The sequence below is a fragment of the Streptomyces sp. NPDC090032 genome (assembly GCF_044748025.1).
In the GTDB taxonomy this organism is placed as follows: Bacteria; Actinomycetota; Actinomycetes; order Streptomycetales; family Streptomycetaceae; genus Streptomyces.
This window is the reverse complement of sequence record NZ_JBIVFF010000013.1, coordinates 124,205-144,731: the sequence shown is the minus strand read 5'-3', so window position 1 is coordinate 144,731 and position 20,527 is coordinate 124,205. Positions and strand designations below refer to the sequence as shown.

Here is a 20,527-nt window from a genome sequence, read left to right as displayed (position 1 = left end):
CAGCTGCGGAAGGTACGGCTACGGGAGGGAGGGGCGGCGGCGTCCGTGCCCGGTGGCGGCCTCGTACGCGGCGCCGGTCTCGAGCACGGTCCGCTCGGCGCGGGGCGGGCCCACGATCTGGAGGCCGACGGGCAGCCCGGCCGCGGTGAAGCCGGCGGGTACGGAGAGGGCGGGTGCGCCCAGGACCGAGACGAAGTAGGCGGAGCGCATCCAGTCGAGATAGGTGTGCTGCGGCCGCCCGTCGATGACGGTCGGGTACTCCGCCTCCACGTCGAAGGGGGTGACCTGACTGACGGGTGCGACCAGTACGTCGTAGCGCTCGAAGAAGCCGACGGCCGCGAGGTGGATGCGGGCGTGTTCGGCTGTGGCGCGGGCGAGGTCGGCGCCGGTCAGGCGGCGCCCCTCCTCGATGTTCCAGACGAGGCTGTCCTTCAGCCGGGCGCGGTCGCTGTCGAGGAGCGCGCCGAGACCCTGGTTGAACTCCTGGGCGCGCAGCGTGCGGAAGACGTCCTCGGCGCCGTCCAGGTCGGGGCAGTCCTCGACGACGGCGCAGCCGAGGTCCTCGAAGACCTTGGCCTGCCGTTCGAAGACGTCGCGCACGTCGCGGTCGACGGCGACCCGCCCGCCGAGGTCGGGCGCGAACGCCACCCGCAGTCCGGCCGTGTTCCGCCCGAGCGGTGCGCGGAAGACGGCGCCCGGCGCCTCCAGGGAGATCGGGACGCGCGGGTCGGGCCCGGCCATGACGGACAGCAGAAGCGCTGTGTCGGCGACGGTGCGGCCCATGGGCCCGGCGACGGCGAGGGTCTCCCACAGGTTGCCGGTGGGGTGCGAGGGAACGCGGCCGGGGGTCGGGCGCAGGCCGACGACGTTGCAGAAGGACGCCGGGTTGCGCAGGGAGCCGCCCATGTCGCTGCCGTCGGCCAGCGGCTGGAACCCGGCGGCGAGCGCGGCGGCGGCCCCGCCGCTGCTCCCGCCCGCCGACCGCTTCGTGTCGTACGGGTTCCTGGTCGCGCCGAAGACGGGGTTGAAGGTGTGCGAACCGGCGGCGAACTCGGGGACGTTGGTCTTGCCGATGCGGATGGCGCCCGCGTCCTGGATGCGCCGCACGATCAGCTCGTCCTCGTCGGGGACATGGTCGGCGAAGAGGGGCGAGCCGTGTGTGGTGCGCATGCCGCGGGTGAGGTGGGTGTCCTTGAACGCGATGGGCAGGCCGTGCAGCGGCCCGAGCTCGTCGCCGCGCGCCTGGCGCTCGTCGGCGGCGGCCGCCGCGGCGAGCGCGCCCTCGGGGTCCATGGTGACGATCGCGTTGACGGCGGGGTTGAGGCGTTCGATGCGGTCGAGGTGGGCCTGGACGACCTCACGGGCCGACAGCTCACCGCTGCGGACGCGCGCCGCGAGGTCGACGGCGTCGAGGGCGCAGAGTTCGTCGTTCACGGGACCGGCTTCGGAGGGACCTGTGGAATCGGGCATGGCAGTCCTAGGGCAGCGGGCAGAGAGACGCGGCCGGCCGGGGCGGGGCGACGCGTGTGGTGCACCACACTGCGGGCGCTGACGATTTCAGTCAACACCTGAGACTCTATGAACTTTTAAGACGCCAGACCCACAGGTGTGAATATTTCGGTCGCGTTACGCAGGCCGGCTGGACGTCGGAAACTCCACCCCGCTGCGCTTGAACGCGTCGACCACGAGATGTGACTGCACGGCCTCCACGTGCCGCACCCAGGGCGAGGCGGTCAGGAACTCGTACAGCGCGGCCTTCGACGGCTGCGTCACGTCGACCAGGAGCTGGTGTTCGCCCATGACCACGGCGGCGTACCGCACGAGCGGCGATTCCACGAGCAGCCGCCCCACGTTCTCGACCTCGTCGGGCCGGGTCCTGATCCACAGGAGCGCCTCGACCGGCAGGCCGAGCAGCGCGGGCTCGACGGCGGCCCGGATGCTCACGCGCCCGTCCCGGGTCAGCGTCTCGACGCGGCGGCGGGCGGTCGCCACGGAGACCCCGGCGACGGCGGCCAGGTCCTCGTGCGTGCGCCGCCCGTCCTCGGCGAGCGCGCCGAGGATCGCCCGCTCCTCGGGCCCGGCCTCGACGTCCGGGAGCCCGATCTCGTCGACGATTCCGGACGGCCCGCCGAGCGCCTCGATCTCCCCGGCGTCCAGGATCCCCGGCGACCACTCGTGCACGGTCCTGAAGTACCGCAGCACCGGCGACACACTCTGCGAGACGAGACCGGGCAGCGCGGGCACCTCGTCGAGCATCAGAGGCCCCAACCGGCCCTGCGGAAACTGAAGTTCGGCCACACAGTCGACCGGCCCCGCGAGCGCGTACGAAAAGATGCAGTCCGCCCGCCGGGCCGCCGCCACGGCCGCGTCCCGCACCGAGCCGGGCCGGCACGTCATCCGCAGAATCACGGTCTCGCCCCGCACGACGAGCCCGCGCACGGCCACGTCCCCGCTCTCCAGCAGCCGCAGCCCTCGCCGCGCCACCTTCCGCTCGGGCTCCCCGATGGCCGCGGCGATCCGCCGCCACGAGGCCCTCCCGTCGATCTGCAGGGCAGCGACGATGCGCCGGTCGAGGGGGTCGAGGGGGGCGGGGCCGGTCGGAGTGGGCGGTACTGGGTGCGTCACAGGACGACCCTAACGACCGGGGGCCGCTGACGATCGGGGTCCGCCCGTACCCCTGGGTGACAGGCGGCTCCTGCGCGCTTACTTGTCCGGCTTCGCCGGGGAAGGGTCCGGTCCGCGGCGGAGGGTCGCGCCACGGCGACGGCCCCCAGCACGGCCACGCCGGCCACAGTCCATGGAAGCCATGCCCCAGTCCGTGGAAGCCACGCTGCCGCGCCCGATCGATCGTCCGTGCCTGTGGTCACTGCTGCGGGAGAACCGGCCGTCACGGCCGGCTCGGGCTGTGCGGGCTGTGCGGATGCGGCCCGCCGGGCCTGTCGCGCCTTCGCCGCCGCGGCGGCGAGGACCAGCACGGGCGTCGGGAAGTCCGGCTCCTCGCCGCCCGTGCCCGACTCGTTCCAGTTGACGACGGACCCGACCGAGTACGTCTGGGCCACGTCGAAGGTGAGGCTCGCCTCCTTCGGCAGCGGGCCCACCCGTACGTGGAAGTAGCGGTGTGCGTCGCCCGAGAAAGCGCCGGACGCCCGAGAAGGGCGCGGGGCCGGACCGTAGGTGACGGTCCGACCTCGCGCCCCGGCGTCTCCCGGCGGGCCGCGCGATGTGGGGGCTCAGTCCTCGATCACCGGATTGCACGGCGAGAGGAACGGGTCCAGGCGCTCCTCGACGACCCCCCGGCGCACGACGCGCACCCGGAACGCGTTGTCGGCGTTCGGGATGTCGCCTTCGTCGGAGCGGTCGTGGAGCAGCCCCCACGAGCCGGGGAAGCGGCGCGCGATGTAGGCCACCAGTTCGTCCAGCTGCCCGGCCTCGTAGCCGATGTGGTTCGTCTGGCCGGCGGCCGTGACGACGTGCAGCCCGTTGAAGACGTCGAGCACGACCTTGCAGCTGGAGGACCACTGGACCGCGTCGATCCGCGCACGCAGCTCCTCGACCCCTGACCTCAGAGACTGCGGGTCGTCCTCGTACGGGTCCTCGGAGATACCGAACCAGCCATGGAACTCGTACATGCCCTCACTCCAGCGGAGTCGTGTCGATCACCGGCTCGACGCCGTACCGGCGCCCGTATTCCTGGAGCTTATCGATCACGCCTGGTCCGGGCGGTCCGTCGAACTGGAAGTACGGCGTGCGGCCGCTTTGGATCGCCGCCTCGAACGTGGCTTGTGCCTGCTTGCGGAACTTCTTGTTCAGGGTGAAGTCCGCGGGCTTCGCCTGGGCCACGTACTCGTCGCTGATCGCGTCGAACTCACGTCCGTCCGGGTCGTTCTCGAACCTCCTGCGGGGCTCTCCGCCGAGCTTCTCGGCCAGCTTGTCCGCGTCGGGGTCGGGCTTGTTGACCTCGTGGAGTTCGCCGAGCCCCCCGTTGTCCTCGTACGGCGCGAGGCCCAGGGGATCGCTGAACCGGTGCGGGTTGTGCACATACGCCGTCGGGTTGGGCGCGGGCGCGAGGCCCAGCGGGTCGGGCGTGACGTACCGGGCGGTCTGCGGGTCGTAGTAGCGGTGGTGGTTGTAATGGAGGCCGGTCTCCGGGTCGAAGTACTGGCCGGGGAACCGCAGTGGTGTGTACGCGGACGCGTCGGCGTTCCACGTCGTGATGCCCCACAGCGTGGTGCGGCTCTGCCAGGCGATGCGCCCGTCCTCGTCGATGAGCTCGGTCGGGGTGCCGATGAGGTCGGTCGCGATCGCGAAGAACCGCGCGTCGATCTCCCGCTGGGTGGCCGCGTCGGTGAGCCGTTCGGTCTGGGCGACAGGGGTCAGGCCGTCGTGGTCCCAGCTCAGCGTCGTGTGGTGAGGCAGGTCGCCGGGGAGCTCCGTGGTCTGCTCGGCGAGCACGGGACCGTCCCAGACGAAGCGCGTGCGCTCGGCCACCGCCTCGCCGTCGGCCGCCATGCGCTCCTTGGCGATGCGCCGGCCGAGCGGGTCGTACCGGTAGCGCCACAGGGTGCTGTCCGGGGTCCTGACCTCGGTGAGCCGGTCCTCGGCGTCGTACGCGTACGTCCACACGTCACGCTTCTTCGACAGCCGGGTCTTCGAGCGGCGGATCAGCCGGCCGGCGTCGTCGTACACGTAGCGGTTGGCCCCGGCCTCCGTGATCCGGGTGCCGGTGTAGGAGCGTTCGCCGCGCGCGTCCCCGTCGGCGTGGCGGTCCGGCCAGGCGGCGGAGATGTTGTTGCCGCCGCTGTCGTACGCGTAGGACTCGCTCCACCGGTCGGCCGTCACGGCGGTGACCCGGCCCGTCGCGTCCAGGCCGAAGCGGCGCGGGCCGCGCAGGGCGTCGTCGACCGCGACGAGATGGCCGTCCTCACGGTACGTGTACGTCCGCAGGTTCAGCCGGTGGGCACCGCGCGCGATCTCCTGGGCGGTGAGCCGGCCTGCGGCGTCCCAGTCCGACGTCAGCGTCAGCGTCTCCCCGACGCTGCGCGTCAGTTCGCGCCCCGCGGCATCACGCGTGAACACGATGTCGTGGCCCGCGACGGTCAGCGCGGCGGCGCGGCCCGCGCTGTCGTGCGTGTACGAGGTGACATGGCCGCTCGGGGTGACGCGCCGGGTGCGGCGCCCGGCCGCGTCGTACGAGAACGTCAGCGCACGCCCGTCGGCCAGCTCGGTCTTGACGTGGCCCCGGCGGTCGTACGCGTACGTCAGCTCCGCGTCGGGCCCGATGGCCCGCAGCAGCCGGCCCGCGGGGTCGTACTCGTAGGTCGTCACGGCACCGCCGGCGTCCTTGCGGACGACCTGGCCGAGCAGGTCCCGCTCGTAACGGACGGCCGCGCCGAGCGGGGTGGTGCGGGTCAGCACCCGGCCGAGCGGATCGACGTCGTAGGTGAGGGTGCGGCCGTCGAAGTCGGTCTCGGCGATGAGGTTGCCGACCGGGTCGTAGGTGTAACTCCAGTGCAGGCCGAGGGGGTTGCGGACCTCGGTGAGGCGCAGCTCGGTGTCGTGCGTGAACTCGTGGCGGGTGCCGTCGGGGTCGGTGCGGGCCGTGAGCAGGTCGAAGTGGGTGTACTCGAAGGCCGTGATGCCGCCCTCGGGGTCGGTGTGGCGGACGCAGTTGCCCTCGCCGTCGTACGTCCACGACTCCACGGCGCCGTCCGGGCCGGTGAACCGCGCGAGCCGGCCCTCGGGGGTCCACTCGAAGCGGGCGACTGCGCCGCTCGGTCCGGTGCGCTCGGTGATCCGGCCGAAGGCGTCCCGCACGTACGCCGTCGTGCCGCCGTCCGGGGCCGTCCGAGCCAGGAGAAGGCCCGCGGCATTGTGGCGCAGCAGGGTCGTGTCGCCGAGCGGGTCGGTGACCGAGGTGACGTGGCCGAGCCCGTCGTGGGTGTACCGGGTGGTGCGTCCGGCGGGGTTGGTGACCGCGACCCGGTTGCCGCGTTCGTCGAACTCCTGCTTCCAGCGCAGCCCGCCCGGCTTGACCAGCTCGACCGGGCGGCCGTCGCCGCTGTACGCCGCCGTCTGCACGCTGCCGTCGGGACGGGTCGTCGAGACGAGGCGGCCCTCGTCGTCCCAGCGGAACTCGGTGCGCGCGCCGAGCGGGTCGGTACGGGACAGCAGTCGGTCGTCGCGGTCGTACGTGTACCGGATCGTCGCGCCCCCGGGCCAGGCCTCGGCGACGACCTGGAGGTGGCTGTTGACCCCGTAGCGCCAGGTGTGGCCGAGGGAGTCGGTGACCGTGGTGGTGGTCAGGCCGGTGCCGGGGTGCGGGTCGCTGTAGTGGAACTCCGACCGTAGATGCCCTTCGGCACCGGTCTGGGACACACACCGGTCGCTGTCGTCGTACACGAAGCTGTAGCTGGAGCCGTTCGTGTCGGTCCAGGCGACGATGCGGCCTTCGGTGTCGTATGTGAAACGGGTGGGGATGCCGGAGGACTTGCTGACCTCTGTGAGATGGCCTTCCTCGCTGTATCCGTACCTGGCGATCTCGGTGCCACCGAGGCTCAGCGAGGTGATCCGGCGGTTCTCCGTGGTGAAGGTGAGGCGGTAGCCCCCCGAGTGGGTGAGGGCGAGCGGGGCGCCCTCCTCGTCGTACTCGGCGATGATCGTGTGCCCGTCGCGGTCGGCGATCTCGGCGAGCGGCGCGGAGCCGTTGCCTCCCGGCTCGGCGCCGGGCGGGGCGAGGAAGTGCCGGACGACGCCCGTTTCCGGGTCGGTGAGCGTGTAACTGCCGTCGGTGTGCCGTTCCAGCGGCCGGCGCGGCCCTGCCACGGGGAGCACGGGTGTGCCGGGGGCCGGGTGCGGATACGGGACGAGCAGGTTGTCCTCACCGTGGAGAACGACACCGATCGGGTCGACGGTCAGGCGCTGGTCGATCGTCGACGACCAGCTCTCGCCGAACCAGCGGCCCGCCCGGTACGAGGACTCGAAGTCCCTGCGGAACAGCAGCGGCAGGCTGCCCGGCAGCAGCACGTCCTCCTGCGGCAGGAACATGCGGCCGGTCGCGAAGTCGACGGGCTCACGGCCGCACCGCTTGCCGTCGGGCCTGCGGACGGTCTCCCTGAGCTTCTTGGCGCGGCGCGCCTTGGCGGCATCCGCGAGCTCGTCCGTGAGCCTCGCGCCCTTCGCGGCGGCTCCGGCGCCACCCGTCGCGGCGGTGAGGATCGCGTCCGGCACCATCGTGCCGAGGCCTTCCGCCGGGTCCTTCATGAAGTCGTCCAGCATCTGCTTGCCGGTGCCCCAGGGGTCGTTGGCGACCTGGACGAGACCGGCGACGGTGCTGTTGAGGTTCATGACGTAGTCGGCGGGATGCGTGATGTTGTACGGGTCCATCGGGTTGAGGCCCCGCACGAAGTTCACGATGCCCGCGGCGCCCTTGACCACGCCCATGGTGAAGTGGGTCTTCATCAGTTCGTACTCGTCGAGCCCGTCCTTCAGCTGTTCGCCGTAGGAGGGCTTGGGCGGGGCTGCGTCCCGGGCCTTCTGCACGGCTTTGCGGGCGGGCTCCGCGGCGGAGTTCCGCTGCTTGCGCGCCTCGGCGAGGATGTCCTGCGCCTCTTTCATCAGCGCCTTGCCCGGGTCGGAGAACTCGCCCGGCTTCGCCGGCAGTGTGGCGGGATCACGCTTGTCGGCGGGCATCGCGTTGTACTTGTCGACGGCGTCGTTGTAGCCGTCGACCTTCTTCTTGTGCGCGTCCAGGGCGTCCGCCGAGGACTTCGTGCCTTCCTTCCACTTGTCGATCGCGAGCTGCGCCTGGCCCTGCGCCCAGGTCACCGTGTCCGCGAACGACTCCAAGGACTTCGTCGCTTCTTCGAACGCGTCCGCGCCCTTGTACCACTTGGACGGCTCCGGCTTCACCGTCCTGCGGAACGCGTCCGCCGCCTGGCCCTGCAGCGAGTCCGAGTCGAGCCCTTCGAGACCGAGGCCGACGTCGTTGAACGAATCCGTGAGGTCACGCAGGTGGGAGGCGGTGGAACGCAGCTTGCCCGGCGAGCCGTAGATGAGCTTGGTCTTGTCCTCGGTCTGCCCGAGGTCCATCTCGTCGACCTCGGCACCCATCCGGTTCGCCAGTGAACGCGACTGCTCGCGCACCCAGTCCGCACCGGACTCCCAGCCGACGTCGTCGAGCCGGTCCGCCGCCCAGTCACCGGCGTCCTCGACCCGGTTGCCTGCCCACTCGACGCCGTCCTCGACCGCGTCCTCGACGACATCCGGCGTGAGGTCACTGACGATGTCCCCGATACCCATACGTCAGTTCCCCTCGCCGTCGTTCCGCTGCTGTTCCTGCTGGGCCCGCTCCTCGGGCGACGGCCCGAAGGTGTCGTCGACGGCCCTGTCGAACTGTTCCTGGTCGATGCCGAAGAGGTCGTTGAGCCTGCGCGACTGTTCGCCGCCCTGTCCCTCGGTGACCAGCGCGCGCCCGGTGTCCTTCCAGGTCTGGCCCATCTCGTCACCGGCGCGGTCCCACGACCCGGCGCTCCAGTCCGGGTTCAGCGCGTCGGGGGTGAAGACATCGCCCCAGTCCTGCCCCGCGATGTCCTCCTCGGAGGCGTACGGGCTACCGCCGGCGATCGAGTTGACGCCGTACTTCAGCGCGCTCTCGACGTACCGGTCCTCCTCCCACAGCACGCCCGCGGCCAGGCCGAGCTTCGCCGCGATGGTGTTGGCGTCCTGGACCAGTGCCCGTACGCCCCACTCCCACCGCTCGCAGAAGTCCTCGAAGTCCACGGACAGGCCGTGGTGCCCGGCTTCCATGCCGGTCATCGCCAGTTCGGAGAAGCCTTTGCCGAGCACCGCTCCGGTGCTGGTACCGATCTCCTTCAGCTCACCGACCGCGTCGCGTATGCCCTGGGTGAGCCGCTGGACGGTGTAGTGGTCGACACCGAGGTCCTTCGCCCCGTCGCCCATCAGGCGGCACCCCCTGCGGTCCCGCCGACCGGCTTGTCCGGCCCGTCGACGGCGGCTTCGTCCGGAACGATGCCCATGGCGGGCGGGAAGAGCATGGACCCGTCGGGGTCCGCGACATCTACGGCGACGCCCGCGGGCTCGCCCATCGCCGGGATGATCTCGTCGAGCAGCCGGGCGCCGAGCAGTTCGGCGAACTCCCAGGGCCGCGCGCTGTCCTGGGCGTTCGTGGACTCCCGCGATTGCGCGAAGCGGGCGAGGGCCTCCTCGCCGGTGAACGCGAACACCCACCGCACACCGCCGAGATGCCCCGTCCACAGCCCGCCCCGGTCCAGCGGTACGAGCACCGTGGCCCGCCTCAGCTCCCCGAGGAGCGCCCGTGGGTCACCCGCCCCGTCCCGCCGCTCAGCGATCTGCTCGGCGAGCGCAGTCCCGTCACGCACTTCATTGCCTCCCCCGGCATCGACAACAACGCGCCTTCCCACAAAGCACGCCCCACCCACCCCCGATGGTTCCCGCCCACCGCCACGGCCACCACCGCCGTGACCGCCCTCAAGGCCGCCACCGCACCCGGCAAGCCGAGGACTCCCCACAGCCAGAAAAGCGCCCGCCCGCCCAACAGGCGGTACGGACGCATTTCCTGACGAAGGATCAGACGTTGAAGCGGAACTCCACCACGTCCCCGTCCTGCATCACATAGTCCTTGCCCTCCATGCGGGCCTTGCCCTTGGCGCGGGCCTCTGCGACCGAGCCCGTCTCCATCAGGTCGTCGAAGGAGATGACCTCCGCCTTGATGAAGCCCTTCTGGAAGTCGGTGTGGATGACACCGGCCGCCTCGGGGGCCGTGGCGCCCTTCTTGATGGTCCAGGCGCGCGTTTCCTTCGGGCCTGCCGTCAGGTACGTCTGGAGGCCCAGGGTGTCGAAGCCGACGCGGCCGAGCGTGGCCAGGCCCGGCTCTTCCTGGCCCATCGACTGGAGGAGTTCGAGTGCCTCGTCGTCGTCGAGCTCGATCAGCTCGGACTCGATCTTGGCGTTCAGGAAGATCGCCTCGGCGGGGGCGACCAGGGCACGCTGCTCGTTCTTGAAGTCCTCGTCGACCAGCTCGTCCTCGTCCACGTTGAAGACGTAGAGGAAGGGCTTGGTGGTCAGGAGGTGGAGCTCGTGGAGCAGGCGGCCCTTCTCCGTGCCGGCGGTGATGCCCGCGGCGAAGAGCGTCGTGCCGGACTCGAGGATCTTCTGCGCCTCCTCGACCGCGGCGAGCACCGCGACCTTCTCCTTCTGGAGGCGGGACTCCTTCTGGAGGCGCGGGACCTGCTTCTCGACGGACTGGAGGTCCGCGAGGATCAGCTCGGTGTTGATCGTCTCGATGTCGTCCTTGGGCGAGACCTTGCCGTCGACGTGCACGACGTTCTCGTCCTTGAAGGCGCGGATGACCTGGCAGATCGCGTCCGACTCGCGGATGTTCGCGAGGAACTTGTTGCCCAGGCCCTCACCCTCGGAGGCGCCGCGCACGATGCCCGCGATGTCGACGAAGTCGACCGTCGCCGGGAGGATCTTCTGCGAGCTGAAGACCTCGGCGAGCTTGGCGAGGCGGGGGTCGGGGACACCGACGACGCCCACGTTCGGCTCGATCGTGGCGAACGGGTAGTTGGCCGCCAGCACGTCGTTCTTGGTCAGGGCGTTGAACAGGGTCGACTTGCCGACATTCGGCAGGCCGACGATTCCGATCGTGAGCGACACGTTGCGACTTCCCGTACGTGAGGATGGAGGACCCCCAGTCTACGGCGTGCCGCGCGACCCCCCGGCGCCGTATCGAACGCTTGGCCAAGGTCGGCGAAACCGCGTGTCCCGGAGCGGATTCCACACATAACCCGACCTAAGTTGGTGCAGTGGATCAACCCCGACGCACGCCGCCGCGCGCCCCGCAGACCAGGCCCCGCCGCACGCCCCCGCTCCCCCCGCAGGCGCAGGGCGGCAGCGACGGCCGCGACGGGCCCGCCGGGTCCGGGTCCGGCACGGTGTACCGGGCGTCGGGCAAGGTCGGCGGCACAGTGCCCCGCCCCGTGCCGCCGGTCGTCCTTGCGCTGCGCCGCTTCCCCGATCCGCGCCTCACCGGCCTCGGCAGCGGGCTGTTCTGCGTGGCCACGATGTTCGGGCTCGCCTGCCTGGACGGCCTGCTGCTCGACGGCTCGATCGCGGTGTACGGGGTGCTGTTCATGCTGGTGAGCACGCTCACCGCGATGTGGGTGCGGCACGCCGACCTGGTGTCCGCTCCGGTCGCCGTGCCGATCGGCTTCGCCGTCGGCATCCTGCCGGTGGCCGACGGCTCGGGCGGGTTCGGCGGGCGGGTGATGGGGCTGGTGACGGCCCTCGCGATGCACGCCGGCTGGCTGTACGGCGGCACGCTCGTCGCCGGACTCGTCGTGACCGTACGCGGCATCCGCCACATCGCCCGGCGCGCGGCCCGCCGGCGAGCCCTCGCACAGGCCCGCGCCGGCTCCCCGGGGACGGGAGCGCAACAGGTGACCTCGGCCCCACGCCCCAGGCGGCGTACGCCCTGACCGGCGGCCGCCGGCCCGAGCCCCCTTCGGCACCCCCGCCACCGCACGACCCAGCCCGGTGCTCGCTACCCCTGCTGTGCCGCCGCCATCGCCGCGCCCACGATGCCCGCGTTGTTCTGCAACTGCGCCGGGACGATCTCCGCCTTGATGCCCTTGATCAGGGGCAGGAACTTGTCGGCCTTGCGGCTGACACCGCCGCCGATGATGAACAGTTCGGGTGAGAACAGCATCTCGACGTGCGCCAGGTACTTCTGGACGCGGTGCGCCCAGTGATCCCAGCTCAGGTCGTGGTCTTCCTTCGCCTTCGTCGAGGCGTGCTTCTCGGCATCGTGGCCGTGCAGCTCGAGATGGCCCAGCTCGGTGTTCGGTACGAGCTGCCCGTCGACGAACAGGGCGCTGCCGATGCCGGTGCCGAACGTGAGGAGCATGACCACGCCCTTGCGGCCGCGGCCCGCGCCGAAGTGCATCTCGGCGACGCCCGCCGCGTCCGCGTCGTTGAGGACCGTCACGGGGAGCCCGCCGAGCCGCTCGCCGAGGAGGGCGCGGGCGTCGACGTCGATCCACGACTTGTCGACGTTGGCGGCCGTACGGATCATGGCGCCGCCCGTGACGACGCCGGGGAAGGTGATGCCGACCCGGTCGGGCCGCGTGCCGAAGTGCTCCACGACCTGCTCCACCCCGTCGGCCACGCCGTCGGGCGTGGCCGGATGCGGGGTGAGGACCTTGAACCGCTCCTGTGTCAGGTCTCCGCGGTCCAGGTCAACGGGTGCGCCCTTGATTCCTGATCCGCCGATGTCCACGCCGAAGATCTGCATGGACACCACGTTACGACGAGTGGCTGACGGTCACTCCCCGGCGGAGTCGTCCACGGCGAGGGCCGCGGCCTCCGCGCGCAGGTCACGGCGGAGTTCCTTCGGCAGCGAGAAGGTGATGGACTCGTCGGCGGTCTTCACGGTCTCCACGTCGCCGTAACCGCGCTCGGCCAGCCACTCGAGCACGCCGTCGACCAGGACGTCGGGGACCGAGGCGCCGGAGGTGAGGCCGACCGTGGTGACGCCCTCGAGCCAGGCCTCGTCGATCTCGGCGGCGAAGTCCACGAGATGGGCGGCGGGCGCCCCGGCGTCCAGGGCGACCTCGACCATCCGGATCGAGTTCGAGGAGTTCTTGGAGCCGACGACGATGACGAGCTGGGCGTCCTCGGCCAGCTTCTTCACCGCGATCTGCCGGTTCTGCGTGGCGTAGCAGATGTCGTCGCTGGGCGGCGAGAGCAGGTTCGGGAACTTGGTCTTGAGTGCGTCGACCGTCTCCATGGTCTCGTCCACGGAGAGGGTGGTCTGGGAGAGCCAGACGACCTTGTCCGGGTCGCGCACCTCGACGCCCGCGACGTCCTCGGGGCCGTCGACCAGCGTGATGTGGTCCGGGGCCTCGCCCGACGTGCCGATGACCTCTTCGTGGCCCTCGTGGCCGATCAGGAGGATGTCGTAGTCCTCCTTGGCGAAACGGACGGCTTCCTTGTGGACCTTGGTGACCAGGGGGCACGTCGCGTCGATGGTCGCGAGCCTGCGCTCGGCGGCCTCCTCATGGACGGTCGGTGCCACACCGTGGGCGGAGAACATGACGATCGACCCCTCGGGGACCTCCGCCGTCACGTCGACGAAGATCGCGCCCTTCTTCTCCAGGGTCTGTACGACGTACTTGTTGTGGACGATCTCGTGGCGGACATAGATCGGGGCCCCGTACTGCTCGAGGGCCTTCTCGACGGCGATCACGGCACGGTCCACACCGGCGCAGTAGCCCCGGGGGGCGGCGAGCAGGACGCGGCGGGGGCCAGTCGTAGCAGTCATGCACACCATCGTAAGGCCGCGCCCAACGGGTCAAAGATCGCCCGTCTGGGGAGACTGGAGGCCTGTGCGCGACGAACGGAGGCACGATGTCCGCCAACGCTCCCGCCGACGTCCCCCCGCAGCCCGCCGAGGAGGACGGACTGCGGCGCAGCCTCGGCTTCCGGGACCTCGTCGTCTACGGGCTCCTGTTCATCGCCCCGATGGCCCCCGTCGGGGTCTTCGGCACCCTCGACGCCAGGTCGCACGGCGCCGTCGCACTGGTGTACGTCGTCGCGACGGTCGCGATGGCGTTCACCGCGTTCAGCTACGCGCAGATGGTGCGGGTCGCCCCGCAGGCCGGCTCGGTCTTCACCTACGCGCGCGTGGGACTCGGTGAGGCGCCGGGGTTCATCGCCGGGTGGATGGCGATGCTCGACTACCTCCTCATCCCGGCTGTCGCCTATCTCTTCTCCGGGATCGCGATGAACGCCCTGGTGCCGTCCGTGTCGCGCTGGGTGTGGACGGCCCTGGCCGTGATCATCACGACGCTCCTGAACCTGTGGGGCGTGCGGGCGGCGGCCCGGGTGGGCTTCGCGGTCCTGGCGATGGAGATCGTCGTGCTGCTCGTGTTCATCGGGTCGGCGATCGTCGTACTCGCACGCGACGGGGCGGCGCGCGGCTGGCTCTCGCCGCTGACCGGGGACGGCTCGCAGGGCGCGTTCGCGCTGTCGGCGGTCGTCGGCGCGGTGTCCGTCGCCGTGCTGTCGTATCTGGGTTTCGACGCGATCGTCTCGTTCGCGGAGGAGGTCACGGGCGGCTCGGCGAAAGTGGCGCGGGCTGTGCTGTTCTGTCTGGCGCTCGCGGGTGTGCTGTTCATCGCGCAGACGTATCTCGTGGCGCTCCTCGAACCGGTGCCGTCGGCGGAGCTCGCCGCGGACCCGGCCAAGCAGGGGTCCGCCTTCTACGACGCGATCGACGTGTCGGTCGGCGGGTGGCTGCACGACCTGGTGGCGGTCAGCAAGGCGATCGGCGCGGCGTTCGCGGCGCTGGCCGGGCAGGCGGCGGCCGGGCGGCTGCTGTTCGCGATGGCCCGCGACCGGCGGCTGCCGAAGGCGCTGTCGCGCACCGACTCCGGGGTGCCACGGGTCGCGCTGCTGTGCGCGGCGGTGGTGACGCTGGTCGCGGCGGTCTGGGCGGCCCGCAGGGACGACGGCCTCGACCATCTGGTCTCGGTGGTCGACATCGGCGCTCTCACGGCGTTCGTGCTGCTGCACGCGAGCGTGGTGGGCTGGTTCGTGGTGCGGCGCGGCGGGGGGACGGTCAGCTGGTGGCGGCATCTGCTCGTCCCGGTGCTCGGCGCGGCCATCACGGTCGCCGTGATCGTGGAGGCGTCGGGCACGGCCCAGGTGGTGGGCGCGATCTGGCTGGCGGTGGGGCTCGTGGTGCTGGTGGCGCAGAGGGGACGGCGGGGCGGGCGGGCGGTCTGACGGGGCGTCGGGGCAGGCGGGCGGGAGGTCCGACGGGGTGGACGCCGGTGCGTACGGCCGGGCCGCCACGGCGTCCCCTCTGCGCCCTTCGCGTCACGGAGCGTTGTCGGTGGGTGCGGCTACGCTCACCGGCATGGCTGTGAATACGTCCGCGGACGCCCCGCTGCCCGTCGGGGAGGTGTCGCGGCTCATCGGGCGGTGGATCGACCGGCTCGGTGCCGTGTGGGTCGAGGGGCAGATCACCCAGCTGTCCCGGCGCCCCGGCGCCGGCGTCGTGTTCCTGACGCTGCGCGATCCGTCGCACGACATCTCGGTCGGCGTCACCTGCTACCGCCAGGTGTTCGACGCGGTCGCCGACGTCGTGAGCGAGGGCGCGCGCGTCGTCGTCCAGGCGAAGCCCGAGTGGTACGCGCCGCGCGGCCAGCTGTCGCTGCGCGCCTCCGAGATCAGACCGGTGGGAGTCGGTGAACTGCTCGCCAGGCTGGAGCAGTTGAAGAAGTCCCTGGCCCGCGAGGGCCTCTTCGCGCCGGAGCGCAAGAAGGCGCTGCCGTTCCTGCCGCAGCTCATCGGGCTCGTGTGCGGGCGCGCGTCGGCCGCCGAGCGGGACGTCCTGGAGAACGCGCGGCACCGCTGGCCCGCCGTCCGCTTCGAGGTCCGGAACGTCCCGGTGCAGGGCGTGCACGCCGTGCCGCAGGTCGTGCAGGCGGTCAAGGAGCTGGACTCGCTCGACGACGTCGACGTGATCATCGTGGCGCGCGGCGGCGGCAGCGTCGAGGACCTCCTGCCGTTCTCGGACGAGCAGCTGGTGCGGGCGGTCGCCGCCTGCCGCACGCCGGTCGTCTCGGCGATCGGCCACGAGCCGGACAACCCGCTCCTCGACCACGTGGCCGACCTGCGCGCCTCCACTCCGACCGACGCGGCGAAGAAGGTCGTGCCGGACGTCGGCGAGGAGTACGAGCGGGTGCAGTTGCTGCGGGACCGGGCACGGCGCAGCGTCGAGTCGTTCGTGGACCGGGAGGAGCGCGGGCTCAGACATGCCCTCGCCCGGCCCGTCATGGAGGATCCGCACCGCATGATCGAGGTGCGCGAGGAGCAGGTGACGTCGCTGGCCGAGCGCGGCCGGCGCACGCTCGGGCATCTCCTCGACCGCGCCGAGTCGGAGCTGTCGCACACGCACGCGCGCGTGGTGGCCCTGTCCCCGGCCGCGACCCTGAAGCGGGGTTACGCGGTGCTGCAGAAAGCCGACGGGGACGTCGTGCGCGCGGCGGAGGACGTGACGGCGGACGAGGTACTGCGGGCACGGGTCGCCGAGGGCGAATTCACCGTACGGGTCGAGAACGGGAACGTGCAGGTCGAGACCGGGAACGTACGGGTCGAGAACGGGAACCAGGAGAGCGCATGACCACCAAGACGGACGAGGCCGGGCTCGGCTACGAGCAGGCGCGGGACGAGCTGATCGAGGTCGTCCGGCGGCTCGAGGCGGGCGGCACGTCGCTGGAGGAGTCGCTCGCGCTGTGGGAGCGGGGCGAGGAGCTGGCGAAGGTGTGCCGGCGCTGGCTGGACGGGGCGCGGGCGCGCCTGGACGCGGCGCTGGCGGAGTCCGGGCCTGACGGGGACGCGGACGACGAGGAGTGAAGGGCCGTGCGGGGGGTCTGCGGACGGTGAGCGGCACGAGACGCGGCGTCAGGGGTTTGTGAAGCGGGTCACGAGGTTCCGGGTTTGATTGAAAGTTAAACGGTACTGACGTACTGTCGTGTGCATCGGCTGGTCCGTTCGCAGCGTCGCGACGGACCCGCCGCACCCCCAGAACGTACGTATCGAGAAGGTTGATCCATGTCTCTCGTTCTTGACCCCGCCGCCCAGGACCTGCTGTTCCGCGAGGCCCGCACCGCGAACACCTTCACCGACGAGCCGGTGACCGACGAGCAGGTCCAGGCGATCTACGACCTGGTCAAGTTCGGTCCGACGGCGTTCAACCAGTCGCCGCTGCGCATCACGCTGGTCCGCTCCCCCGAGGCCCGCGAGCGCCTCGTGCAGCACATGGCCGAGGGCAACCAGCCGAAGACGGCCTCCGCCCCGCTGGTCGCGATCCTCTCCGCGGACAACGAGTTCCACGAGGAGCTCCCGGCGCTGTTCCCGCACTTCCCGCAGGCCAAGGACGTCTTCTTCGCAGAGCGTCCCGCCCGCGAGGGCGCCGCCGCCCTGAACGCCACCCTCCAGGCCGCGTACTTCATCATCGGCGTCCGCGCCGCCGGCCTGGCCGCGGGCCCGATGACCGGCCTCGACTTCGCCGGTGTCCAGAAGGAGTTCCTGGACGACGACCACACCCCCCTGATGGTCATCAACATCGGCAAGCCGGGCGAGGACGCCTGGTTCCCGCGCTCCCCGCGCCTGGAGCACGACCAGGTCATCACCACGGTCTGAGTCTCCGGCCGAGTGCTCTCGCCGAGCACTCCCGCACGCTTCACGGGAAAGGCCCCCCGGCAACAGCCGGGGGGCCTTTCCCATGCGTCGAAATCCCTGCAACAGCCGGAATACCTGAACCCGCTACTTCGTCCGCAGCGCCTCGGCCATCTTCGTCAGCTGCGCGAACGACGCCGTACCGGTCACGACGGTCGTCGACTTGTCGCCCTTGAGCACCAGGGCGTCGTACTGGCCGCCCTTGTAGCGCCGCCAGGTCTCGTCGCCGATGCGCTGCGTCGCGCTGGTCTCGGTGGCACCCTGGCTCGTCCGGTCGATGAAGACGGACGCCTTCTCCGTGGACTGCTCGACGCCCACGTACTGGCCGTCGGCATCGTGGAAGCCGAGGTGCCAGGCGTCGAAGTTCGAGCCCTGGAACCGCACCGACGTCGGCTTCCAGGACTTCGCGAGCCCCTCGGGCGCCGCCACCGGGTACGCCGCCGCGCGCCGCGCCGTCAGCAGCTCCACGCGGTAGTCCACGCGCTTCACCGGCGGGGTGCCGGAGTCGTCGTGCGGGACGAACACGTAGATGCCTGCCGCCGCGAGGACAGTCGCGCCCATCGAGAGGACCAGACTTCCCACGGTCTTCTTGCCTTTGGTACCTGCCACGCCCCCAATCGTCGCAGGTACGTGAGCGATCACCGCACGTGGGCCCGGTCTGCTCAAACGTGGGGCCCTCTGCTCATTTTGTCGGCCTGACGATAGAGTCGTGGCCATCACCCTCATCCGGCCGTCGTCGTATCAGAAAGGTGCGTCTCGATGACCGAGCATCACCAGTTGCCGTCCGAACTCGAAGTCCCCGCGGAGGCTCCCGACCGGAACCTCGCCCTGGAGCTCGTCCGGGTCACCGAGGCCGCGGCCATGGCCGCCGGCCGCTGGGTCGGCCGCGGCGACAAGATCGGGGCGGACGGCGCCGCCGTACGCGCCATGCGGACCCTCGTCTCCACCGTCTCGATGAACGGCGTCGTCGTCATCGGTGAGGGTGAGAAGGACGAAGCCCCGATGCTCTTCAACGGGGAGCGCGTCGGCGACGGGACGAGCGCCGAGGTCGACATCGCCGTGGACCCGATCGACGGCACCACGCTCTGCGCCAAGGGCATGCCGAACGCCATCGCCGTCCTGGCCGCCGCCGACCGCGGCACCATGTTCGACCCGTCCGCCGTCTTCTACATGGACAAGCTGGTCGCGGGCCCCGAGGCCGCCGACTACGTGGACATCAACGCCCCGGTGGCGGTGAACATCCGCCGTATCGCCAAGGCCAAGCGGGCCGCTCCCGAGGACGTCACGGTCGTCATCCTGGACCGGCCGCGCCACGAGGGCATCATCAAGGAGGTCCGCGAGGCCGGCGCCCGGATCAAGCTGATCTCCGACGGCGACGTCGCGGGCTCCGTGCTCGCCGTGCGCGAGGACAGCGGCGTCGACCTGCTCCTGGGCATCGGCGGCACCCCCGAAGGCATCATCTCGGCGTGCGCCATCAAGTGCCTGGGCGGTGTCATCCAGGGCAAGCTGTGGCCCAAGGACGACGCGGAGCGCCAGCGGGCGATCGACGCGGGCCACGACCTGGACCGCGTCCTGTCGACGAACGACCTGGTCTCCGGCGAGAACGTGTTCTTCGTCGCCACCGGCATCACGGACGGCGAGCTGCTGCGCGGCGTCCGCTACCGCGCCGAGAGCGCCACGACGTCCTCGCTGGTGATGCGCTCCAAGTCGGGCACGATCCGTCAGATCGACTCGCAGCACCGGCTGTCGAAGCTGCGCGCGTACAGCGCGATCGACTTCGACCGCGCCAAGTAGGTCACGCGAAGCAGGTACTTTCCGCTACGCGTTCGGGGCGCCCCTTTGTGCGGAGGGGCGCCCCGTTCGCGTATCGGGAGGGGTGCGGCTAACCGGCCGCGCGGATCTGGTCGACCGAGCTCGCCGCCTTGTGGAGCTCGACCTCACGACGGCGCCTGCGGGCGAGGGCCACGCGGCGCTCCGCGGCGGTGAGGCCGCCCCACACGCCGTAGGGCTCGGGCTGAAGGAGCGCGTGCTCGCGGCACTCGACCATCACGGGGCAGCGGGCGCAGACGCGCTTGGCCGCCTCCTCGCGGGACAGGCGGGCCGCGGTCGGCTCCTTGGAAGGGGCGAAGAAGAGGCCGGCTTCGTCGCGCCTGCACACGGCCTCCGTGTGCCACGGGGCGTCCTGGTCCCGATCTCGCACTGGCCCCCGCTGCGGGGGGACGGCGGCGACCTGCAGGGACTGATGCGGCGGGTGCGGCACGGTCTACTCCTGACGACGGCTTCGCGAGCGAGCGACGATGCAGCAACCTCTACCCGCTGTGTGCGCGCCTATGCACTGAGTTCCGAAGGACGGGAGTTCCCCGGCCACCGGACGCCGCGCTTCCTCAGCGCCTCCGCCACGCCTCCTCAGCGCCTCCGCCGTGCGTCCGCCGCGGCGGAGGTGTCAGCCGTCGAGGTGTTTGCGCATGCGGTCGTGGAGATCGCGCAGGCGCTTGCCGCGCTTGGGCTTGGCCTCGATGTTGCCGAGGACCGCGATGCCGTCGACGTAGACGACGGGCGCGTCCGGGTCGGCCGAGTCGAGGGTGTCCACCTCGAAGTTGCCGAGGACGCCGCCGCCGCTGCCGCGCAGCGAGATGTTCTCCGGGACGCGGACCTCCACGTTCCCGAAGACGGAGACCGCCTTGATCACGACCTGCTGGTACTCGAAGATCGCCTCGCTGAGGTCGATCTCGATGTTGCCGAACACGGCGTACGCGTGGGTCCTGCGGCCCACCCGCCAGCGGCCCTTGCGGGACGAGGTGCTGAAGACGGCGACCAGGTTCTCGTCGGCGACCGCGGGGACCGTGCCCGTGGCGGGGCGGTTCGGGGCCGGCGAGGAGGACGCGGGCCGGTGCTGCGTGTGGGCGCCGGGCAGGTCCCTGACGAGCGGCTCCAGCTCGGCGTGGGTCTTGGCGCGGTACACCCCGTCGATCCGCTCGGCGTGCTCCTCAGCGGTGAGCCGGCCCTCGGCGAGGGCCTCGCGCAGGATGTCCGCGGTGCGGTCGCGGTCGGCGTCGGAGGCGCGCAGGTCGGTCTGCGGCGCGGGCTGCTCGGGGCGCTTCTCAAGGTCCACCCGGCCACAGTACCCAAACGCGATAGATCGCGACTAGGGGGCGAGCGGTACAGGACGGTGCGCAACTGAGCCTTACCTCACAGGTTCGGCCGTGCCGTCAGGTTCTACGCTGGTTGGCGCTGCCAATGG

At 71.2% G+C, this 20,527-nt stretch carries 19 protein-coding genes; 6 read left to right on the top strand and 13 right to left on the bottom strand.

All coding sequences use genetic code 11. The features are described 5' to 3' along the window. Positions 1-18 precede the first annotated feature (18 nt). The 8 genes from ACIPWY_RS30040 to ychF all read right to left on the bottom strand — a co-directional run bounded on the left by ACIPWY_RS30040 (position 19) and on the right by ychF (position 10,695). Complete coding sequence (locus ACIPWY_RS30040; protein WP_401535806.1) at positions 19-1,470, bottom strand: amidase; 1,452 nt, start codon at positions 1,468-1,470, stop codon at positions 19-21. Positions 1,471-1,626: 156 nt separating this feature from the next. After that, positions 1,627-2,625, bottom strand: coding sequence for an Lrp/AsnC family transcriptional regulator (locus ACIPWY_RS30035; protein ID WP_362903643.1), 999 nt, complete (start codon positions 2,623-2,625; stop codon positions 1,627-1,629). Beyond that, a complete protein-coding gene (locus tag ACIPWY_RS30030) occupies positions 2,622-3,098 on the bottom strand; it encodes a DUF1775 domain-containing protein (protein ID WP_362903641.1) in 477 nt (158 codons plus the stop codon). The genes ACIPWY_RS30035 and ACIPWY_RS30030 overlap by 4 nt, the downstream gene beginning before the upstream one ends. A gap of 132 nt (positions 3,099-3,230) precedes the next feature. Continuing rightward, positions 3,231-3,629 carry an Imm7 family immunity protein gene (locus ACIPWY_RS30025; protein WP_362903639.1) on the bottom strand — a complete coding sequence of 133 codons (399 nt, stop codon included), beginning with the start codon at positions 3,627-3,629 and terminating at the stop codon, positions 3,231-3,233. A gap of 4 nt (positions 3,630-3,633) precedes the next feature. Then, positions 3,634-8,298, bottom strand: coding sequence for a putative T7SS-secreted protein (locus ACIPWY_RS30020; protein ID WP_401535803.1), 4,665 nt, complete (start codon positions 8,296-8,298; stop codon positions 3,634-3,636). A 3-nt stretch (positions 8,299-8,301) separates the two neighbouring features. After that, positions 8,302-8,961 carry a hypothetical protein gene (locus ACIPWY_RS30015; protein ID WP_401535894.1) on the bottom strand — a complete coding sequence of 220 codons (660 nt, stop codon included), beginning with the start codon at positions 8,959-8,961 and terminating at the stop codon, positions 8,302-8,304. Continuing rightward, entirely contained in the window at positions 8,958-9,398 is a 441-nt protein-coding gene (locus tag ACIPWY_RS30010; RefSeq protein ID WP_401535801.1) for a hypothetical protein, read from the bottom strand. Before ACIPWY_RS30010 ends, ACIPWY_RS30015 begins: the two co-directional genes overlap by 4 nt. A gap of 208 nt (positions 9,399-9,606) precedes the next feature. Continuing rightward, on the bottom strand, positions 9,607-10,695 hold the full coding sequence (gene ychF, locus ACIPWY_RS30005; protein WP_116510423.1) for a redox-regulated ATPase YchF: 1,089 nt from the start codon (positions 10,693-10,695) through the stop codon (positions 9,607-9,609). A 149-nt stretch (positions 10,696-10,844) separates the two neighbouring features. Between ychF and ACIPWY_RS30000 the strand changes: the two genes are divergently transcribed. After that, a complete protein-coding gene (locus ACIPWY_RS30000; RefSeq protein ID WP_401535799.1) occupies positions 10,845-11,516 on the top strand; it encodes a DUF6542 domain-containing protein in 672 nt (223 codons plus the stop codon). Between the two features lie 65 nt (positions 11,517-11,581). Here the strand turns inward: ACIPWY_RS30000 and ppgK are convergent, their stop codons facing one another. Then, positions 11,582-12,331 (bottom strand): polyphosphate--glucose phosphotransferase, encoded by a 750-nt coding sequence (gene ppgK, locus ACIPWY_RS29995; protein WP_393703711.1) that lies wholly within the window; start codon positions 12,329-12,331, stop codon positions 11,582-11,584. Between the two features lie 30 nt (positions 12,332-12,361). Next, positions 12,362-13,360 carry a 4-hydroxy-3-methylbut-2-enyl diphosphate reductase gene (locus ACIPWY_RS29990; RefSeq protein WP_383886765.1) on the bottom strand — a complete coding sequence of 333 codons (999 nt, stop codon included), beginning with the start codon at positions 13,358-13,360 and terminating at the stop codon, positions 12,362-12,364. Positions 13,361-13,446: 86 nt separating this feature from the next. Between ACIPWY_RS29990 and ACIPWY_RS29985 the strand changes: the two genes are divergently transcribed. The 4 genes from ACIPWY_RS29985 (at position 13,447) to ACIPWY_RS29970 (ending at position 17,250) form a co-directional block, all read left to right on the top strand. Next, positions 13,447-14,826, top strand: coding sequence for an APC family permease (locus ACIPWY_RS29985; RefSeq protein ID WP_362903599.1), 1,380 nt, complete (start codon positions 13,447-13,449; stop codon positions 14,824-14,826). Positions 14,827-14,959: 133 nt separating this feature from the next. Further along, entirely contained in the window at positions 14,960-16,228 is a 1,269-nt protein-coding gene (gene xseA, locus ACIPWY_RS29980) for an exodeoxyribonuclease VII large subunit (protein WP_362903597.1), read from the top strand. Further along, positions 16,225-16,461: an exodeoxyribonuclease VII small subunit gene (locus tag ACIPWY_RS29975; protein ID WP_362903595.1), complete on the top strand. Its 237-nt coding sequence runs from the start codon at positions 16,225-16,227 to the stop codon at positions 16,459-16,461. Before xseA ends, ACIPWY_RS29975 begins: the two co-directional genes overlap by 4 nt. A gap of 198 nt (positions 16,462-16,659) precedes the next feature. Next, complete coding sequence (locus ACIPWY_RS29970; protein WP_362903593.1) at positions 16,660-17,250, top strand: malonic semialdehyde reductase; 591 nt, start codon at positions 16,660-16,662, stop codon at positions 17,248-17,250. Between the two features lie 123 nt (positions 17,251-17,373). Here ACIPWY_RS29970 and ACIPWY_RS29965 read toward each other — a convergent pair whose 3' ends face one another. Further along, the gene (locus ACIPWY_RS29965; protein WP_362903591.1) at positions 17,374-17,895 is read right to left on the bottom strand and encodes a DUF4245 domain-containing protein; all 522 of its coding nucleotides are present in this window, start codon (positions 17,893-17,895) and stop codon (positions 17,374-17,376) included. A gap of 150 nt (positions 17,896-18,045) precedes the next feature. On the opposite strand from ACIPWY_RS29965, the gene glpX reads away from it, so the two are divergent. Beyond that, positions 18,046-19,080 (top strand): class II fructose-bisphosphatase, encoded by a 1,035-nt coding sequence (glpX, locus tag ACIPWY_RS29960; protein ID WP_362903589.1) that lies wholly within the window; start codon positions 18,046-18,048, stop codon positions 19,078-19,080. A gap of 88 nt (positions 19,081-19,168) precedes the next feature. On the opposite strand, the gene ACIPWY_RS29955 is transcribed toward glpX, so the two are convergent. After that, on the bottom strand, positions 19,169-19,546 hold the full coding sequence (locus ACIPWY_RS29955) for a WhiB family transcriptional regulator (protein WP_362903587.1): 378 nt from the start codon (positions 19,544-19,546) through the stop codon (positions 19,169-19,171). Between the two features lie 183 nt (positions 19,547-19,729). Further along, the gene (locus ACIPWY_RS29950) at positions 19,730-20,398 is read right to left on the bottom strand and encodes a DUF1707 domain-containing protein (protein ID WP_362903585.1); all 669 of its coding nucleotides are present in this window, start codon (positions 20,396-20,398) and stop codon (positions 19,730-19,732) included. Positions 20,399-20,527 lie beyond the last annotated feature (129 nt).

What these genes read in the sequence shown, in the direction of transcription:
- ACIPWY_RS30025 (WP_362903639.1), bottom strand. Translation starts at nt 3,629, where the DNA reads ATGTACGAGTTCCATGGCTGGTTCGGTATCTCCGAGGACCCGTACGAG.
- ACIPWY_RS29975 (WP_362903595.1), top strand. Translation starts at nt 16,225, where the DNA reads ATGACCACCAAGACGGACGAGGCCGGGCTCGGCTACGAGCAGGCGCGG.
- xseA (WP_362903597.1), top strand. Translation starts at nt 14,960, where the DNA reads ATGGCTGTGAATACGTCCGCGGACGCCCCGCTGCCCGTCGGGGAGGTG.
- ACIPWY_RS30020 (WP_401535803.1), bottom strand. Translation starts at nt 8,298, where the DNA reads ATGGGTATCGGGGACATCGTCAGTGACCTCACGCCGGATGTCGTCGAG.
- ppgK (WP_393703711.1), bottom strand. Translation starts at nt 12,331, where the DNA reads ATGCAGATCTTCGGCGTGGACATCGGCGGATCAGGAATCAAGGGCGCA.
- ACIPWY_RS29970 (WP_362903593.1), top strand. Translation starts at nt 16,660, where the DNA reads ATGTCTCTCGTTCTTGACCCCGCCGCCCAGGACCTGCTGTTCCGCGAG.
- ACIPWY_RS30040 (WP_401535806.1), bottom strand. Translation starts at nt 1,470, where the DNA reads ATGCCCGATTCCACAGGTCCCTCCGAAGCCGGTCCCGTGAACGACGAA.
- ACIPWY_RS29990 (WP_383886765.1), bottom strand. Translation starts at nt 13,360, where the DNA reads ATGACTGCTACGACTGGCCCCCGCCGCGTCCTGCTCGCCGCCCCCCGG.
- ACIPWY_RS29985 (WP_362903599.1), top strand. Translation starts at nt 13,447, where the DNA reads ATGTCCGCCAACGCTCCCGCCGACGTCCCCCCGCAGCCCGCCGAGGAG.
- glpX (WP_362903589.1), top strand. Translation starts at nt 18,046, where the DNA reads ATGACCGAGCATCACCAGTTGCCGTCCGAACTCGAAGTCCCCGCGGAG.